At 70.7% G+C, this 15,841-nt stretch carries 15 protein-coding genes and 2 pseudogenes; all 17 read right to left on the bottom strand.

The annotated features are described in order from the left end of the window. Positions 1 to 24: 24 nt before the first annotated feature. Positions 25 to 504 carry a MerR family transcriptional regulator gene (locus SA87_RS07405; RefSeq protein ID WP_066201432.1) on the bottom strand — a complete coding sequence of 160 codons (480 nt, stop codon included), beginning with the start codon at positions 502 to 504 and terminating at the stop codon, positions 25 to 27. An 86-nt stretch (positions 505 to 590) separates the two neighbouring features. Further along, complete coding sequence (locus SA87_RS07400) at positions 591 to 1,070, bottom strand: 23S rRNA (pseudouridine(1915)-N(3))-methyltransferase RlmH (RefSeq protein WP_066201429.1); 480 nt, start codon at positions 1,068 to 1,070, stop codon at positions 591 to 593. 50 nt (positions 1,071 to 1,120) lie between these two features. Continuing rightward, positions 1,121 to 2,308: a S1C family serine protease gene (locus SA87_RS07395; RefSeq protein ID WP_066201427.1), complete on the bottom strand. Its 1,188-nt coding sequence runs from the start codon at positions 2,306 to 2,308 to the stop codon at positions 1,121 to 1,123. 32 nt (positions 2,309 to 2,340) lie between these two features. After that, a complete protein-coding gene (locus tag SA87_RS07390; RefSeq protein ID WP_169793290.1) occupies positions 2,341 to 3,201 on the bottom strand; it encodes an MBL fold metallo-hydrolase in 861 nt (286 codons plus the stop codon). A gap of 2 nt (positions 3,202 to 3,203) precedes the next feature. Then, positions 3,204 to 3,986 carry a two-component system regulatory protein YycI gene (locus SA87_RS07385; RefSeq protein ID WP_066201424.1) on the bottom strand — a complete coding sequence of 261 codons (783 nt, stop codon included), beginning with the start codon at positions 3,984 to 3,986 and terminating at the stop codon, positions 3,204 to 3,206. Then, a complete protein-coding gene (locus tag SA87_RS07380) occupies positions 3,983 to 5,416 on the bottom strand; it encodes a hypothetical protein (protein ID WP_066201422.1) in 1,434 nt (477 codons plus the stop codon). Before SA87_RS07380 ends, SA87_RS07385 begins: the two co-directional genes overlap by 4 nt. Further along, positions 5,404 to 5,784 (bottom strand): annotated as a pseudogene (locus SA87_RS14405) (sensor histidine kinase); the annotation flags it as partial. The pseudogene SA87_RS14405 and the gene SA87_RS07380, both read right to left, overlap by 13 nt. A gap of 165 nt (positions 5,785 to 5,949) precedes the next feature. Further along, positions 5,950 to 7,221: pseudogene (locus SA87_RS14545) on the bottom strand (sensor histidine kinase); the annotation flags it as partial. Further along, positions 7,221 to 7,928 (bottom strand): response regulator, encoded by a 708-nt coding sequence (locus SA87_RS07370; RefSeq protein WP_066201418.1) that lies wholly within the window; start codon positions 7,926 to 7,928, stop codon positions 7,221 to 7,223. The pseudogene SA87_RS14545 and the gene SA87_RS07370, both read right to left, overlap by 1 nt. A gap of 120 nt (positions 7,929 to 8,048) precedes the next feature. Beyond that, complete coding sequence (locus SA87_RS07365; protein WP_066441893.1) at positions 8,049 to 9,551, bottom strand: M23 family metallopeptidase; 1,503 nt, start codon at positions 9,549 to 9,551, stop codon at positions 8,049 to 8,051. 121 nt (positions 9,552 to 9,672) lie between these two features. After that, positions 9,673 to 11,046: a replicative DNA helicase gene (dnaB, locus tag SA87_RS07360; RefSeq protein WP_066201409.1), complete on the bottom strand. Its 1,374-nt coding sequence runs from the start codon at positions 11,044 to 11,046 to the stop codon at positions 9,673 to 9,675. A gap of 3 nt (positions 11,047 to 11,049) precedes the next feature. Next, positions 11,050 to 11,496 carry a 50S ribosomal protein L9 gene (gene rplI, locus SA87_RS07355; protein ID WP_066201679.1) on the bottom strand — a complete coding sequence of 149 codons (447 nt, stop codon included), beginning with the start codon at positions 11,494 to 11,496 and terminating at the stop codon, positions 11,050 to 11,052. 61 nt (positions 11,497 to 11,557) lie between these two features. After that, entirely contained in the window at positions 11,558 to 11,779 is a 222-nt protein-coding gene (gene rpsR, locus SA87_RS07350) for a 30S ribosomal protein S18 (RefSeq protein ID WP_066201407.1), read from the bottom strand. Between the two features lie 75 nt (positions 11,780 to 11,854). Then, positions 11,855 to 12,274, bottom strand: coding sequence for a single-stranded DNA-binding protein (gene ssb, locus SA87_RS07345; protein ID WP_066201402.1), 420 nt, complete (start codon positions 12,272 to 12,274; stop codon positions 11,855 to 11,857). A gap of 49 nt (positions 12,275 to 12,323) precedes the next feature. Beyond that, positions 12,324 to 12,629 (bottom strand): 30S ribosomal protein S6, encoded by a 306-nt coding sequence (gene rpsF / locus SA87_RS07340; protein ID WP_342669834.1) that lies wholly within the window; start codon positions 12,627 to 12,629, stop codon positions 12,324 to 12,326. A 116-nt stretch (positions 12,630 to 12,745) separates the two neighbouring features. Further along, positions 12,746 to 13,846 (bottom strand): redox-regulated ATPase YchF, encoded by a 1,101-nt coding sequence (gene ychF, locus SA87_RS07335; RefSeq protein WP_066201397.1) that lies wholly within the window; start codon positions 13,844 to 13,846, stop codon positions 12,746 to 12,748. Then, entirely contained in the window at positions 13,843 to 15,834 is a 1,992-nt protein-coding gene (locus SA87_RS07330; RefSeq protein WP_066201395.1) for a molybdopterin-dependent oxidoreductase, read from the bottom strand. Before SA87_RS07330 ends, ychF begins: the two co-directional genes overlap by 4 nt. Between the last annotated feature and the right edge of the window lie 7 nt (positions 15,835 to 15,841).

Here is a 15,841-nt window from a genome sequence, read left to right as displayed (position 1 = left end):
CCGTCCAGCGCGATGCCAGGAAAATTATACCGGATTCCCCGGACGCGCACCAGCCGCGCCGTCGGAACGGCCGCCCTCCCCGGCGAACGCCGCCGCCGTCCACCGGAGGTGGTCGACGACGGGACAGGCGAAGAGGTCGTCGAGGTGCGGACAGCGGCGGTCGAGATCGGCAAGCAGCGCCTCCAGCTGCCGGAGGGCGGCGATCTTCCGGGCGACCTCCTCCCGCTTCGCGCGGATGAAGTCGCCGATCCGATCGCATCGGGCGGCATCGCGGTCGACGATCGCCATGAAGCGGCCGATCTCTTTGAGCGTAAACCCGAGGGCCTGAAGCGTCCGGATGAGCCGCACCCGATCCACTGCCTCCGGCGCAAACTGCCGGTAGCCGGCCGACGTTCGGCCGAGCGGCCGGAGGAGTCCCTCCGCCTCATACAGCCGGATCGCGTCGCGGCTGACCCCGGTTCGCGCCGCCAGGGCGCCGATCGAAAGCGCTTTTTCCTCGGCCACGGCTTCCCCTCCCCGATTTCAGACGCGCGGCACCGCCCCGAAGCGCCGGTCCCCCGCGCCTTTTTGACCGGCGCCAAAGCGTTTCGCTATTTGTGGTACGGTTCCCCCCGGAGGATTTTGAGCGCCCGGTACAGCTGCTCGTAGACGATCACCCGGGCCAGCGAGTGGGGAAACGTCAGCGGGGAAAGGGACCAGACGAAATCGACGGCCTCGGGCATTTCCCGGGAAAATCCTTCGCTTCCGCCGATGAGCCAGGCGATGTCCGACCGGCCGGCCATGCCCCAGCGGTCGAGATGCGCCGCCAGCGCTTCCGAAGCGAGCAACGTCCCGCGGGGATCGACGAGGACGCGGAAGGCGCCTTTCGGCGTCGCCCGGAGCACCCGGGCGCTTTCGTCGGTCCGAACCCGCTCCCGCTCCGCCGCCGTCTCCGGCGATGGACCGGCCGCCTCCCGCACTTCGATCTCCCGCACCGCCGCCAGCTGCGAAAGCCGCCGCCGATAGTGATCGGCGGCGGCCCGGAGGGGCGCCGGAAGCCGCCCGACCGCCACGATGGAAAACCGGTACATCCCCGCTTCCTCTCCCCCGCCCGCCGCCGGCCGGCGCGCCGGATGAAGCCCTACGGCATCGTCCCGAGGACGGCCGTCGCCTCCCGGCGGACGCCGTCGCGGAAAAAGGCGATTTTCACCGCATCGCCGGGGCGTTTTTTCGTGTACAGCCATTTGCGCAGGACGGCGCCGGTCGGCGTCGGCTGCCCGTCCAGCGCGACGATGACGTCGAGTTCTTTGAGGCCGGCGCCGGCCGCCGGCGATCCGGGCGCCACGTCGACGAGAACGACCCCCTCTGTCACGCCCCGGGGCAGGCGGAGCGTCGTCGCCCAGTCGTCGGAAGAAAATTCCTGAAGGTCCTTGACGCCGATGCCAAGGTAAGGGCGCACCACCCGCCCCGCCGTGACCAGCGCCTGCAGGACGGGCCGGGCGAAGTTGGACGGGATGGCGAAGCCGATCCCCTCGACGCCGACGTCGCTGATCTTGGCGCTCGAGATGCCGATCACCTGGCCGGCGATGTTGAGGAGCGCGCCGCCGCTGTTACCCGGATTGATCGCCGCGTCCGTCTGGACGACGTCCAGCTCCCAGTCGACGTGCCCGTCGCCGGCGAGGTCGACCGGGATGCTCCGGTTGGTGGCGCTGATGACGCCGACGGTCACCGTCCGGGAGTACTCGAGGCCGAGCGGATTGCCGATGGCGATCGCCGGCTCCCCGACCCGGAGCCGGTCGGAGTCGCCGAACGGCAGGACGGCATACGGCCCGGCCGGCCGAGACACCTGGAGCACCGCGAGGTCGCTCAGCCGGTCGGCGCCCCGGACCGTCGCCGGAGCGCGGGAGCCGTCCGGGAAGACGACCTCCACCGCGCCGGCGCCCTCGATGACGTGATGGTTCGTTGCGACGAAGAGCGTGCGGCCGTCATCGGCAAAGATGATGCCCGACCCCGTCCCCTGAAGGAGCGGCGCCGTCCGCCGCTCCCAGAAACCCGGCTGCTCGGCCAGATTGACGACGCCGACGACGCCGCTTTCCGTCCGCTCGACGACGTCGCTCACGGCGCTCGTCACCTCGACGCGCATTGGGGACGGAGCCGCCGGGGCCTCCCGCGGCGCCATCGGGGCGGGTCCCGGCGCCGGAAGGCGCTCGAGGGCCGCCGCCATGACGGCCACCGCGACGGCCGCCCCGAGGGCGGCGCCGAAGAGGGCCGGCCAGAACCCGGATCGGCGGGGGCGGCGCCGGTCGTCAAACACCCGATAAGGATCCACCGGTCATCCCTGCCTTGCTGGCGTTGGTGGCCTTATCCAGTGTGCCCGTTTCCCCCCGCCGGCAACCGGCCGGCGCAAGCGACCGACCGCTCGAGCGGAAAAAGCGGCGACGGAACATCCGGTCGGGCGATGTCGAGGATCGCCTCGGGACGGGCGTGGCGCCCCCGCCGGGCGAGCATCTCCCCCACCGCCCGAAGGGCCAGATCCGGCCGGTTGTTTTCCCGGCTCAGGTGCGCCAGATGGATCCGCTGCGTCGCCGGGCCGACGACGTCGGCCAGAGCACGGGCCGCCTCCTCGTTCGAGAGGTGCCCCACCGGACTGGCGATCCGCCGCTTGATCGGCCACGGATAGCGGCCGCCCCAGAGGAGCGCCGCGTCGTGATTCGCCTCGAACACGTACGCATCGGCCCCCTCGATGACCGCCTTGACCCGATCCGGCACGACGCCGAGATCGGTCACCAGCGCGAGGGACGGCCCCCCGACTTCCGCAAAATGAAACATCATCGGGTCGGCGGCGTCGTGGGAGACGGAAAACGTCGTCACGTCGAGACCGCGAAACCGGTGCCGGGTTCCGCTCGGAAAGAGGTGCAGCCGGAACGGCGCCCCCTCCGCCCGGAGCGCCTCGAGCCGGGGGGAAAGGGCCGCGTACGTCTTTGGGTTCATAAAGAGCGGCACCGGCGCCCGCTTGAGGAGCGTCCAGAGGCCCCGCACGTGATCGTCGTGCTCGTGGCTGATCCAGATGCCGTCCAGAGCCGTAAGCGTCACGCCGAACGCCCCGAGCGCCGCCTGAATCCGCCGGGCGCTCACGCCGGCGTCGACGAGAAAGCGCATGCCGCCGCCCTCGAGGTAAAACGCGTTCCCCGACGAGCCGCTCGCCAGAATGCTGTAGCGCACCGTCATCCCTCATCCGTTCGTTCGACGGACCCGCGGTCCTCGAGCCGCGGCGGCCCGTCGGGAATCGGCGTGCCGAGAAATCCGTTCACATCGAGGGCGCCCGCCCCGGTCACCACCCGCCAGACCGGCACGAGAAACGATTCGCCGCCGGTCGGCTGAACCCGCCGGTACCCCGGCAAAACGGCCTCGATCCGGCTCCCCGGCGGAATCAGCCCCCGATCGGCGAGCGCGTAGACGGCGACCGCCGGCGGGATGAGCGGCCGCGGATCGCCCCCTTCGCCGACGATCCAGAAGCGGCCCCGGAGGCCGACGACGCCGCCCGGCCCTTCCTCCGGATCGAGGCGCGCCTCAAACAACGGATAACCTTCAACGAATTCGATCCACCCGCCGCCGTCCGCCGGCCGGAGTTCGCCGGCGCCGGGAAGATACGCCCGGAGCCACCCCGCCCCCGCGAGCGCCGGCGCTCTGACCGGCGGCGCCCACCGGAGGACAAGCTCCCCGGTCTCCGGATCATAGGCAAAGCGCCGCACCGCCGGCCCGTCGCCGGACGCCGCCGGGGCCGGCCTCTCCTTTTCCAGGGAAAAATAGCGAAGCGCCGGGGACGGCCCCTTCCCCTCCGGCACCGTGAGCCCGAGCTGGGCGAATTTGCTCCGGAGAAACTCCGCCTCGCCGCTCATTTCGATCACGGCCGCCTCCCGCCTCGACGCCCGCCACTCGGCCCACAGAAAGAGGTCGAGGAGGAGAAAGGCGACGAGGAGAAACGTTTTGGCCCGTTCCCAGTTCATCCCGGCGGCCTCCTTTCCGCCTCATGAGGCAGGACGAGGACGTCCCCGTCGGCCTCGAGGAGAAGCGCCGGGACGAGGCGATAGGCGTCCGGCGACGCCGTCTTTTCTCCGACGAAGACGAGCTGGGAGCGGCGGACCGCCTCCGGCCGGCGGCCCGCCGCCTCGAGCGCCGTCAGGATCTCCTGAACGCCCGGAAGCCGCGCCCGGCCGTCGCCGTCCGGCGGAAGCCAGCGAAAAAGGCCCCGCCGGTAGCGGACGACCTCGCCGCCGTCGACGACGACGACGAGGTCCCGCACCGCCCGGGCGGCGCCGGTGATCGGAAAGCCGAAGGCGGTGCCGCCGAAGTGAAACGCGGTGCCGTCGGCCGTCGCGCCGATGCCAAGCAGCCGATCCCCGTCGCCCCATCCGGCGTGGCGGTTGACGAAGGCGACCGCCGCCTCGAACGCTTCTCGGGCCGGCCGCGGCCGGCCCGCGGCCGGCGCGAAATAATCCAGCGTCCCCTGCCGCGGGTCGAGGCGGAGGCTGCGGGCGCCGTCCGAAAGAAGCCACGTCCCGTCCCGCTCCCGGGCTTCCCGAAGCGCCCCGAGATCCCCGAGGAGCGCCTCGGCCGCCGCCTCCGGCGGAAGGCCGACCGCCCGGACGACGGCCGCGGAAAGCTCCGCCCCGGCGGCCGGGATGGCCGGCATAAAGACCGCCGGCGGCGGAGCCCACGGGACGAGGGGGACCGTCTCGCCGGCGGCGAGCGCCGTCTGGACGAGGTCCTCCTCCGCCTGAAGACGCCACGCCTCCGCCCGTCCGGACGCCCCGTCGATCGCCGTGGCGACGGCGCCCGCCGCTTCGAAGGCAACCCAGAGCGCGTCGACCTCGGGCAAGGTCGGCGGCGGCCAGTCCGGAAACAGCCGGGAAAAAAACGCCGGCGAAAGCCCGGCCGACCAGGCGAAGTAAAGCCCCGGCCGCGGCCGAGACCCGCCGGCGGCGCCCGGGCCTTCCGGCCTCTTCCCGCCCTCGCCGGCCGCGCTTTCGCCCGGCGGCCGGTCGGGAGCCGCCCCACCGCCCGGCGCCCCGCCTTCCGGCCTTTTCGCCGCGGGCGCCGGGGGGGCCGGCGGAGGCACCCACCCGCCGGGACGCCCCGGCGGAAGGTCCTCCGGCGGCGCGGTCCGTTCCGCCGGCAGGCGGCGCAGGGCGTCGAAGGCCGCGGCGACCGCCGGCGCCTCGGGCGGGAGAAGGAAGGGCCCGTCGGCCCCGGCGGCGCCGGAGAGCGTCGGCATGAGCAGCATATCCGGCGCCGCCTCCCGATCGAAGCGGATCGGCGCCGCGTACGGCGCCTCCCCGACGGAGGCCGTCGGCGCCGGCGGAAGCCAGAGGGCGACCGACAGCCAGAAGCTTATGGCCACCAAAAGCGCCAGGGCGACGTTTTTCACCCGGGCCATGCGGACGCCTCCCTCCCGGCCTCCGGCGCCCTCCCGGCCTTTGCGACGGCCGGCAGGCGGATGACGATCGCCGTCCCGCCGCCCGGCCGCCCTTCGGCCCGGATCGTGCCGCCGTGCCGCTCGACGATCTCCCGGGCGATCGAAAGTCCGAGGCCGCTTCCGCCGTGGGCCCGGGAGCGGGCCTTGTCCACCCGGTAAAACCGCTCGAACACCCGCTCCCGGGCTTCCTCCGGGATGCCGATGCCGGTGTCTTCGACGCGAATCTCGGCGGCCCCGCCGTCCGCCGGACCAAGCGTCACCGTCACCTGCCCCCCCGCCGGCGTGAACTTGAGGGCGTTGGACAGCACGTTGTCCAGCACCCGGTCGAGCATGTCCCAGTCGCCGTCCGCCCACAGATCGGCCCCGGCCGCCTCTAAGGCGAGGGCGATGCCGGCCTGCCGGAAAGCCGGCCGGAACCGCTCCGCCGCGCCCCGGACGAGCCGCTCGAGCGAAAGCGGCACCCGGCGAAGCGGCGCCGCCTCCCCTTCCAGCCGGGCGAGAAAGAGGAGGTCGCCGACGAGGCGGATCATCCGGTCCGTCTCCCGGGCGACGGTGGCGAGAAACTTCGCCTGCACCTCCGGCGGCGGCGGATCGTCGAGGAGCGCCTCGACATGGCTTTTGATCGTCGTAAGCGGCGTTTTCAGCTCGTGCGACACGTCGGCGACGAACGCCTTCTGCCGCGCCTCCAGCCGCTTGTCTTCGGTCACGTCGACGAGGACGACGATGGCCCCCGTGCCCCCCGCCTCCGCCACCGGCGACGTCGTCACCCGAACGGTGCGGCCCTCCGGCGTGTCGAACAAGAACGTCCCCGGCCGGGAAAAGAGCGATCCTTCCGCCTCTTCCGGCGCCAGCCCGAAGGCCGCCTCCGCCGGCCGGCCGATCCACCGTTCCGCCGATCCGGTCAGGCCGAGCAACCGGATCGCCTTCGGATTGATCGCCGTAAGCCGCCCCTCCCGGTCGACGGCGAGGACGCCTTCGCTCATGTGGGTCAGGATCGAGGCGAGCCGCCGCCGCTCCCGATCGGATGCGTCCAGGGCGTCCTTGAGCCGGTCGGCGAGGGTGTTGAACGCCCGGGCGAGGCGGCCGATCTCGTCCTCACCGTACACCGGCACCCGGACGCCGAAGTCCCCGCCCATCATCGCCTCCGCCTGCCGGGTCAAGGCCTCCACCGGCGCCGCGATCGCCCGGGTGATGAGCCCGGCGACGCCGATCGCAAGCCCCAGCGCCAGCGCGGCGGAGGCGACGTAAAGGCGCATGATGCGGCCGACGTCCGCATACATTTCCTCCATCGAAGCGACGAGGAGGACGGCGCCGACCGTCGCCCCGTCGTGCTCGATCGGCACCGCGAGGAGCTCTGCCCGCCCGAGGCCTTCCTGAATCCCCCGGCGGGAAGCGGGCATGCCGGCGAGGGCGCTTTTCGCCTCCGGCGCCGTGTTCCGGAGCCCGACGGCGCCGAAATCCGGCGGCGAGGCGACGAGGATGACGCCGTCGGCGCCCAAGACCTGCACCCGCGCCCCGGCGAGGGAGGAAAGATTTTTGAGCACGTTGTCGATGTCCGCCAGGACGAAATCTTCCCGCTCCCCCGACGCCCGGGCGACGTACGGCGCCAGGTGAAAGGCGAGAAGCTCCCCCTGGGCCGCCAGCGCCCGGGAAAACCGCTCGAGGTGGGCGCCTTCGACGCTCCGGAAGACGAAGGCGCCGGCCGCCTCAAAGGCAAACACGAGGATGAGGCCGAGGCTTACGGCGAGCTTCGTCCAGAGGCGCATCACGGGCCGGGTCCTTCGTCTTTCGGGATGAAGTAGCCGACGCCGCGGCGGGTAAGGACGATCCGCGGCGCCCCGGGGTCGTCCTCCACCTTTTCCCGGAGGCGGCGGACGGTGACGTCGACCGTCCGGACGTCGCCGACGAAGCCGTAGCCCCAGACCCGACCGAGGAGCTGCTCCCGGGAAAGCACCTGCCCCCGGTGCCGGGCGAGCTCGACGAGGACGTCGAACTCACGCGGCGTGAGCGCCACCGGCCGGCCCTTCTTCGTCACCGCGACCGCTTTGAGATCGATGACGAGGTCGAACACCTGAAGCCGGGACGCTTCCTGCGCCGGCGCCTTCGCCCGGCGAAGCTGGGCCCGCACCCGGGCGATGAGCTCCCGGGCGGAAAACGGCTTCGTCACGTAGTCGTCGGCGCCGAGCTCGAGGCCGACGACCTTGTCCGCTTCGGCGTCCCGGGCCGACACGATGATGACGGGGACGTTCCGGACGTTTCGGAGCCGCCGGAGGACGTCGAGGCCGTCGAGCTCGGGGAGCATGAGGTCGAGGATGACGAGATCGACGCCGTCTTCCGCCGCCCGGGCGAGCCCCGTCGCCCCGTCCGCCGCCACCCGAACGCGGAAGCCCGCCTTCTCCAGGTGATAGGCGACGATGTCGGCGATCGGCGCCTCATCTTCGATGATGAGAATCGTCTCCGGCCTCGGCTCCATCCCGCGCCACCTCTCGCGGCCGTTTTTTTCATTATAGCGAAATCCCGGCGGGAGCGGAGGCGGCGGAAGAAAAAAGGCGGCCCGCCGAAGCGGGCCGCCATCCGGCCGCCCGACCGGGCGCTAGCGACGGCCGACGTATCTCGTCGGGTCCTGCGCCTGGCCGTTGAGATGAATTTCGAAATGGAGATGCACGCCGGTGGCGTGGCCGGTGGCGCCCATGACGCCGATCGGCTGCCCCTGGTCGACCGGCTGGCCGGCGGAGACGTCGATCCGGGCGAGGTGGGCATACCACGTCTCGTATCCGCCCGCGTGGCGGATCTTCACGAGATGACCGTAGCCGCCGTCCCAGCCGGCAAAGGTGACGGTGCCGGCGGCGGCGGCGACGATCGTCCGGTCGACGACGCCGGAGATGTCGACCGCCGGGTGAAACTTTCCCCCGCGCCAGCCGTAGCCGCTCGTGATGTAGCCGCCCCGGGTCGGCCAGAGGAACTGCCCGGCAGGGGCCGACGGCCGCGGCTTCGTGCCGACGACGATGACCGCTTCCACCGGCGGCGTGATCACCCGTTCGTCCACCACCGTCTCTTCGACGACGTCGCCGTTTTCCCGCGTGAGGCGGTACGTGATCTCCTTGACGCCGTCTTTTCCGGGTTGCTGGACCCGACGCTCGCCTTTGTAGAGCGAGGCGTCTTCGATCGTCCGGGTCGTGTACGGCACCGGCACCCGGACGGTCTTCGTCGTCTCGGTTTGGACGACGATTTCCGGCTTCGCCCGCCGGACGAGGATCTCCTGGCCGATCTGGAGGATCGTCTCCGGCGTGAGGCCGGGGTTTAAGGCGAGAAGATCGTCCAGCTTCATGTTGTAGCGGGCGGCGATGCCGCTTAAGGTGTCGCCCGGCCGGATGACGACCTTCGCTTCCCCGTCTTCGCCCATGAGCCGCGCCTCGACGACCGCCTCGTCGTCCACCGCCTCCGGATCGACGAGGGCCGGGACGATCTCGACGTCGTTTTTGAGCGCGGCGTCGACGACCGTCTCCGCTTCCGGCTTCGGCGCCGGAGCCGAAAGCCGGGCGATTTTCACCGTCTTCGCCTTGCCGTCGTAGACGAGGGGTTCCCGGGCGACTTTGGCCGCCACCCGGCCGACGATCGCCTCGGCGGCGGCGCGGTTTTTGACGACGCCGATCGTCTTCCCATCGACGACGAGCCGCACCGCCTCGACTTTCACCGCGAGCCGCTCGTCGAGCGCCGCAAGGACGCCGGCGTCGTCGGCCCGTCCGCGGTACACCCGTTCGGCGCGAAACTGAAGGGCATTCGCGACGACGGCCCGGGCGCCGTCCGCCCGGGCGGACGCCTGCCGGAGGCGGCTTTGGATCCACGCGTCGACGGCGTCCGGCGATGAGGCGGCGCCCACGTCTTCGCCGTCGACGAGGACGCGGTAGAGCGTCACCGTCCGGGCTTCGACGTACCGGTCCGCGCCGAAGCCGGCGGCGACGAGGGCGGCGGTGATGAGGGCGGCGAGCGCCCCTTCTCGGCGCCGCGGCCGGAGGAAGGCGACCGCCGCCCGCCACCCCCGCTTCCCCTCTCCCCAGGCGGCCGAAAGCCGCCGTCGGATCGTCTCGGTGTCCATGCGCTCCTCCTCGTGGGGGGCGGCCGGCCGGCGGACGAACGGGGTTTTTAATTCTTTGTACACGATACCACGGGATCTCGGGAGGGGCAACCGACCCAGGCTGCAAATGATTCTTATTTGATTATATTTGCATCATGCTCTCATCCCGATAGGCCGGCGCAAGATTGACAAATTTGTTATACTCCTTCAAAAACGCAAGCCGCACTTTCCCCGTCGGCCCGTTCCGGTGCTTGGCGACGATGACCTCGACGACGTTCGGCTCGTCGGTATCCGGGTGATAGTAGTCGTCCCGGTACAAAAAAGCGACGACGTCGGCATCTTGCTCGATGCTGCCGCTTTCGCGGATGTCGGAGAGCATCGGCCGCTTGTCCTGCCGCTGCTCGACGGCCCGGGAAAGCTGCGACAGGGCCAGGAGGGGGACCTCGAACTCCCGGGCGAGCCCTTTGAGCTGTCGGGAGATCTCGGAGATCTCCTGCTGGCGGTTTTCTCCCGGGCGTCCCCGGCCGGCGATGAGCTGCAGGTAGTCGACGACAATGAGGCCGAGGGGGCCCGTCTCCCGCATGAGGCGCCGGAGGCGGCTTTTCATGGCGAAGACCGTCAGCCCCGGCGTGTCGTCGATGTAAATCGGCGCCCGGGAGAGGACGTCGATGGCGGCGATGAGCTTTTCCCAGTCGGGATCGTCCGGCGAAAAGGAACCGGTCCGAAGCTTGTGTCCGTCGATCATCGCCTCGGCGGCGAGCATCCGCTGGGCGAGCTGCTCGCTCGACATCTCGAGGCTGAAGATCGCCACCGGGGCTCCGCCCCGGACGGCGACGTTCTGGGCGATGTTGAGGGCGAAGGCGGTCTTCCCGACCGACGGCCGGGCCGCGACGACGATGAAGTCGCTTTTCTGCAGCCCCGAGGTGAGGCGGTCCAAATCGTCGTAGCCGCTCGCGAGGCCCGTCAGCGTCCCCTCCCGCCGGGCGAGGCGGTCGAGCCGGACGTACGTCTCGGTGAGGATGTCCCTCAGGCGCACGAAACCCTGCCGCGACCGCTCGCCGCTTAAGGCGAGGATGTCCTTTTCCGCCTCGGCGAGAATCGTCTCGACGTCATCCGCCTCATCGTACGCCCGCTCGACGATCCGGGTCGCCGCCTGAATGAGCCGCCGGAGGAGGGCCTTTTCCGCGACGATGCCGGCATAGTACGCGGCGTGGGCGGCGGTCGGCACCATCGCCTGAAGCTCGGCGAGGTAGGCGGCGCCGCCGATTTCTTCCAGGGCCCCCCGCTGCTTGAGCTCGTGAGCGACGGTGACGGCGTCGATCGGCTCGCCGCTTTCGGCGACGGCGAGCATGGCGGCGAAGATCTTCCCGTGGGCCGGCCGGTAGAAGTCGTCCGGCCGGACGAGATCCGAGACGGCGACGATCGCCTCGCCGTCCAAAAGGATCGCCCCCAAAAGCGCCTGCTCCGCCTCCAGCTGGTGCGGCGGCGTCCGGACGAAGGCCATCCCGTCGGCCATCGCTTACGCCTCTTCGATGAGCTCGACGAGGAAACGGGCGGTGACGTCCGGATGGAGCCGGGCGGTGACGGTGTGCCGGCCGAGGGTGCGAAGGGGCTCTTTCATCTCGAGGCGCCGTTTGTCCACCGAAAGCCCCTGGGCCCTGAGCGCTTCGGCGATCCGCTCCGCCGTCACGGCGCCGAAGAGCTTCCCGCCGGCGCCCGCCTTCACCGGCAGGCGGAGGGTGAGGCGCTCGAGCGCCGCCTTCAGCGCCTCGGCTTCCGCCTTTCGCCGGGCTTCGGCTTCCGCCTCCCGGGCCCGGGCTTCTTCGAGACGTTTCAAATTTTCTTCCGTCGCCGGGATCGCCAGCCGCCGGGGAAAGAGGTAGTTGCGGGCGTAGCCGTCGGCGACGGTCTTCACCTCGCCCTTTTTCCCCTGTCCCGGGACGTCGGCGGTAAAGATGACCTTCATGCGCACCCCTCCTCGGCGACGAAAAAAAGGGAGATCGCTCTCCCTTTTTTCGCCGTCGACCTCAGTCGATGACGTACGGCAGAAGCGCCACCTGCCGCGCCCGCTTGATCGCCTTGGTGAGCATCCGCTGGTAGCGGGCCTTCGTGCCGGTCACCCGCCGGGGGAGGATTTTCCCCCGCTCGTTGATGAACCGCTTCAGAAGTTCGACGTCCTTGTAGTCGATGTACTCGATCTTGTTCACCGTAAAGTAACACTGCTTGCGGCGCTTTTTCCGGCGGGCCACTTGGGTCCCTCCTTTCGTCTCGCCGGCCGGCCGACGCCTTCGGCCGACCGGGCCGCGTGAATCCCGGCCGTCCGGTCAAAACGGGAGCTCGTCGTCCGACAGATCGATCGGCGTCGCCTCGTCCTGAAACGGATCGACCGCCGGGGGTTGGCCGCCGTCGGCCGGGGCCTGCCCGCGGGCGCCGTCGAGGAACTGGACGTTGTCGGCGACGACTTCCGTCACGTACACGCGGCGGCCTTCGTTGTTCTCATAGGACCGCGTCTGGATGCGCCCTTCGACGGCGACGAGGCGCCCCTTGCGGAGGTAGTGGGCGCACGTTTCGGCCAGCTTCTGCCAGGTGACGATCGGGATAAAATCCGCCTCCCGCTCCCCCTGGCCGCGGCCAAAGCGCCGGTCGACGGCGAGGGTAAACGTCGCCACCGCCGTGCCGTTGGCCGTGTACCGGAGCTCCGGGTCGCGCGTCAGGCGCCCGACGAGCACCGCGCGGTTTAGCATCCGCTCCTCCCCCTCTGGCCGCGGCGACCCCGGCGATCGGCTCGCCCGTTCAGGCGGCGTCGTCGTCGTGTTTGACCACGAGGTGCCGGATGATCGCCTCGGTGATGCCGAGGACCCGCTCGACCTCTTTGACCGTCTGCGGCGTGCCGCGAAAGTAGATCACGGTGTAGATGCCTTCCCGGAACTTCTTGATCTCGTACGCCAGGCGGCGCTTGCCCATATCCTCGACCTTCTCGATCTCGCCGCCCTGGGCCCGGATGATCTCCTGGAGCCGTTCCCGGTGTTCGGCGACGGCCTCCTCTCCGAGGTCGGGCCGCAGGATGAAGAGGACTTCGTACCGGCGCACCCCGTTCACCTCCTTCCGGACATGAGGCCCCGCCCCGCCGGCGGAGCAAGGAGACGCGCCTCGAGGCGCGAACTCGCATTCTCGGATTATAGCAAATCCATCGCCTTTCCTCAAGGCCGGTCGCCCTAGACGTTGAAGCGGAAGGTGATGACGTCGCCGTCCTGGACGACGTAATCTTTCCCTTCCAGCCGGACGAGGCCGAGCTCCCGCGCCCGGGCGAGGCTTCCGGCCCGGAGGAGGTCGTCGTAAGCGACGACTTCCGCCCGGATAAAGCCCCGCTCGAAGTCGCTATGGATGACGCCTCCGGCTTCCGGCGCCCGGGCGCCGGCCGGGATCGTCCACGCCCGGACCTCCTTCTCGCCGGCGGTGAAAAACGTCCGCCAGCCGAGGAGGCGGTACGCCGACCGGATCACCCGGTCGAGGGCCGTCTCCTCGAGGCCGTAGGCGGCGAGATACGCCGACCGCTCCTCCGGCGGAAGCGCTCGGAGTTCCGCCTCGAGGGCCGCCGAAAGGACGATCACCTCCGCCCCTTCCGCTTCGGCCCGCGCTTCGATGGCCCGAACGTGGGAAGTCGGCGTGCCGTCGAGATAACTCGCCTCGTCGACGTTGGCGATGTAGAGAACCGGCTTTTGGCTGAGCAAAAACAATTCCCGAAGCAGGGCCTGTTCCTCTTCGCCGGCCGGGAACGTCCGGGCGGGCCGGCCGGCGTCGAGGTGAGCCTTTAAGCGTTCCAGCCCCTCGAGGGCCTTTTTCGCCGCTTCATCGCCGCTTTTCGCCTGGCGGGCGGTCCGCTCCAGCCGGCGTCCGACCGTCTCCAGGTCGGCGAGGATGAGCTCCGTCTCGATGACGTCGATGTCCCGGACCGGATCGACGCTCCCGAAGACATGGGTGACGTTCGGGTCGTCAAACGCCCGGACGACGTGGAGGATGGCGTCGACCTCCCGAATGTGATGCAAAAACTGGTTCCCCAGGCCCTCGCCGCGGCTCGCCCCTTCGACGAGGCCGGCGATGTCGACGAAGCGGAACACCGCCGGCGTCGTCTTTTCGGGCCGGAACAACGCCGCCAGGGCGTCCAGCCGGGGATCCGGCACCGCGGCGATGCCGACGTTCGGTTCGATGGTGCAAAACGGATAATTGGCTGCCTCGGCGCCGGCGCCCGTCAGCGCGTTGAAGAGCGTCGACTTGCCGACGTTGGGCAGCCCGACGATGCCGGCGGACCGGCTCATCCCAGCGCCTCCTCGCGTATCGTCTTGTCCCGTTCGTCCGGCCGAAGCGGCGCGATCCGGACGAACGCCTCGTACTGGGTGCTGCCCCGGCCGAGATCGGCGAGCCCGGACGGCGTCAGGGCGTTGATCCCCGGGGTGACGCCTTCCTCGACGACGATCGCCTCCGGGTGAAGCCCCGGCAGCGCCGCGGCCGCCACCTCGACGCGGGCGCGGCCGTCGGTGAGGACGACCCGCGCTCCCGGCGCGATCCCTTCCCGGGCCAGCGCCTCCGGCGCGAGGTAGGCGACCGGCGCCGGCGGCCGCGCGGCAAAAAACCGGTGCTGGCCGTGGAGCGAACGTCGGGGATGAACGGAAAGGAGCCGGTAGCGCCGCGGCCCACCGGCCTCCGGCGCCTCCGCCGCCAAGGCCGTCCGCTCCGCCCACGGCGGGACGGCGAAGTGAAACCGGCCGTCGGGCGTCGCAAACGTCCGCTTCTCCCAGGCGATCCGCTCCGGCACGAGGCGGACGAAGCCCCGGGTGAAGAGCGCCTGCCAGTCCGCCTCCGTCATCCGGTCATCCAGGGCGAGGCGCCAGAAGGCTTCGTCGCTTTCCCGAAAGGCGTCGGCTGCGCCGAGGCGCCGGGCAAGCTCCCGGACGATCCACCGCTCCGGTTTTGCCTCGCCGGGCGGCGGGACGAGGGCTTCCCCGTACTGGATGTAGCCGTGCCACATCGAGCTCACGTAGATGTCCGCCTGCTCAAAGTTGTCCGCCGCGGGAAGGACGTAGTCGGCGACGGCCGCCGTCTCGGTGAGGAAAAAATCAACGACGATCTTCGTCGGGATCGACCGGTAGACGTCCCGCAGACGGTCCGCCTGAGGCGCCTGGGCGAGCGGATTCGCCCGGGCGACGTAGAGGATTGCCGGCGGCGGGTCGAGGCGGGGAATCTCGTCCGCCTGCCCGGCCCGGGTGACGGTCCGGTACGCCCGCCGCCAGTCGGGCCGGGTGATCCGATGAGCGGCGATGCTTTCGCCTAAAGCCGTGTGGGCGTAGTCGACGCCGCCGCCGGGGCGCCCGACGCTCCCGGTCAGGGCGATGAGGGCGTCGATCGCCCGGACCGTCGCGCCGCCGAGGCGGTAGCGCTGGAGGCCGTAGCCGAGGATCGCCCGCACCGGCGGCGTCGCAAAGACGTCGACGAGGCGGGCAAACGTCTCCTCGTCGACGTCCGCCGCCCGAAGGAGCGCCGCCCGGTCGGCCGCGAGGACCGCCGCCCGGTACGCCTCAAAACCGGCGGCGTGATGCGTCACGAACGTCCGGTCGAACGCCCCCCGCTCGAGGAGCGCCTGGGCGGCGGCGACGGCGAGGGGCCCGTCGCCGCCCGGACGGACGCGGACGACGAGATCGGCCTCCCGATCGAGCGGGCTCGGCATCGGGTTGATGTGGACGAGGCGGCTTCCCTGGGCGCGGGCCTGCCGGAGGAACGGGAGGAGGTGAACGTTGGTCGTCGCGGCGTTCCGCCCCCAGAGGACGATCCCCTTCGCCAGGGGAAGGAGCGCCGGGTCGCTCGTGCGGGCGCCGCCCAGGTCCAGCCGCTGCGCTTCGAGGCCGGCGGACCAGCAAAGGGTGCTCACCGTCTCGGTCATCCCGCCGAGGCGGTTCCAGAGGCGCTCCTCCAGGAGGGTGAGAAGGCCGCCGCTTGCGTAGTCGTAACTGTAGAGGATCGCCGTCGGGCCGAAGCGGTCGATCGCCGCCCGAATCCGTTCGGCGATCTCGTCGAGCGCCGTCTCCCACGGGACGGGAACGAACCGGTCTCCCACGCGCTTTAAGGGCCGGGTGAGCCGTTTCGGATGCCGGTGGCGGAGAAGAAGCCCCCGGCCGCGGCCGCAGATCTGTCCACGGGTGATCGGGTGGTCGGGATTGCCCCGCAGGTCGACGAGACGCCCCCCGGCGACCGTCGCGAGCAAGCTGCAGCCGTCAAAGCAGTTCAGGGGACAGGCCGAAAGGCGTTCCATCGCATCG

The organism is Hydrogenibacillus schlegelii (assembly GCF_001653195.1).
In the GTDB taxonomy this organism is placed as follows: domain Bacteria; phylum Bacillota; class Bacilli; order Thermicanales; family DSM-22653; genus Hydrogenibacillus; species Hydrogenibacillus schlegelii.
The sequence above is the reverse complement of the archived record's forward strand: the minus strand, read 5'-3'. Positions and strand labels throughout refer to the sequence as shown.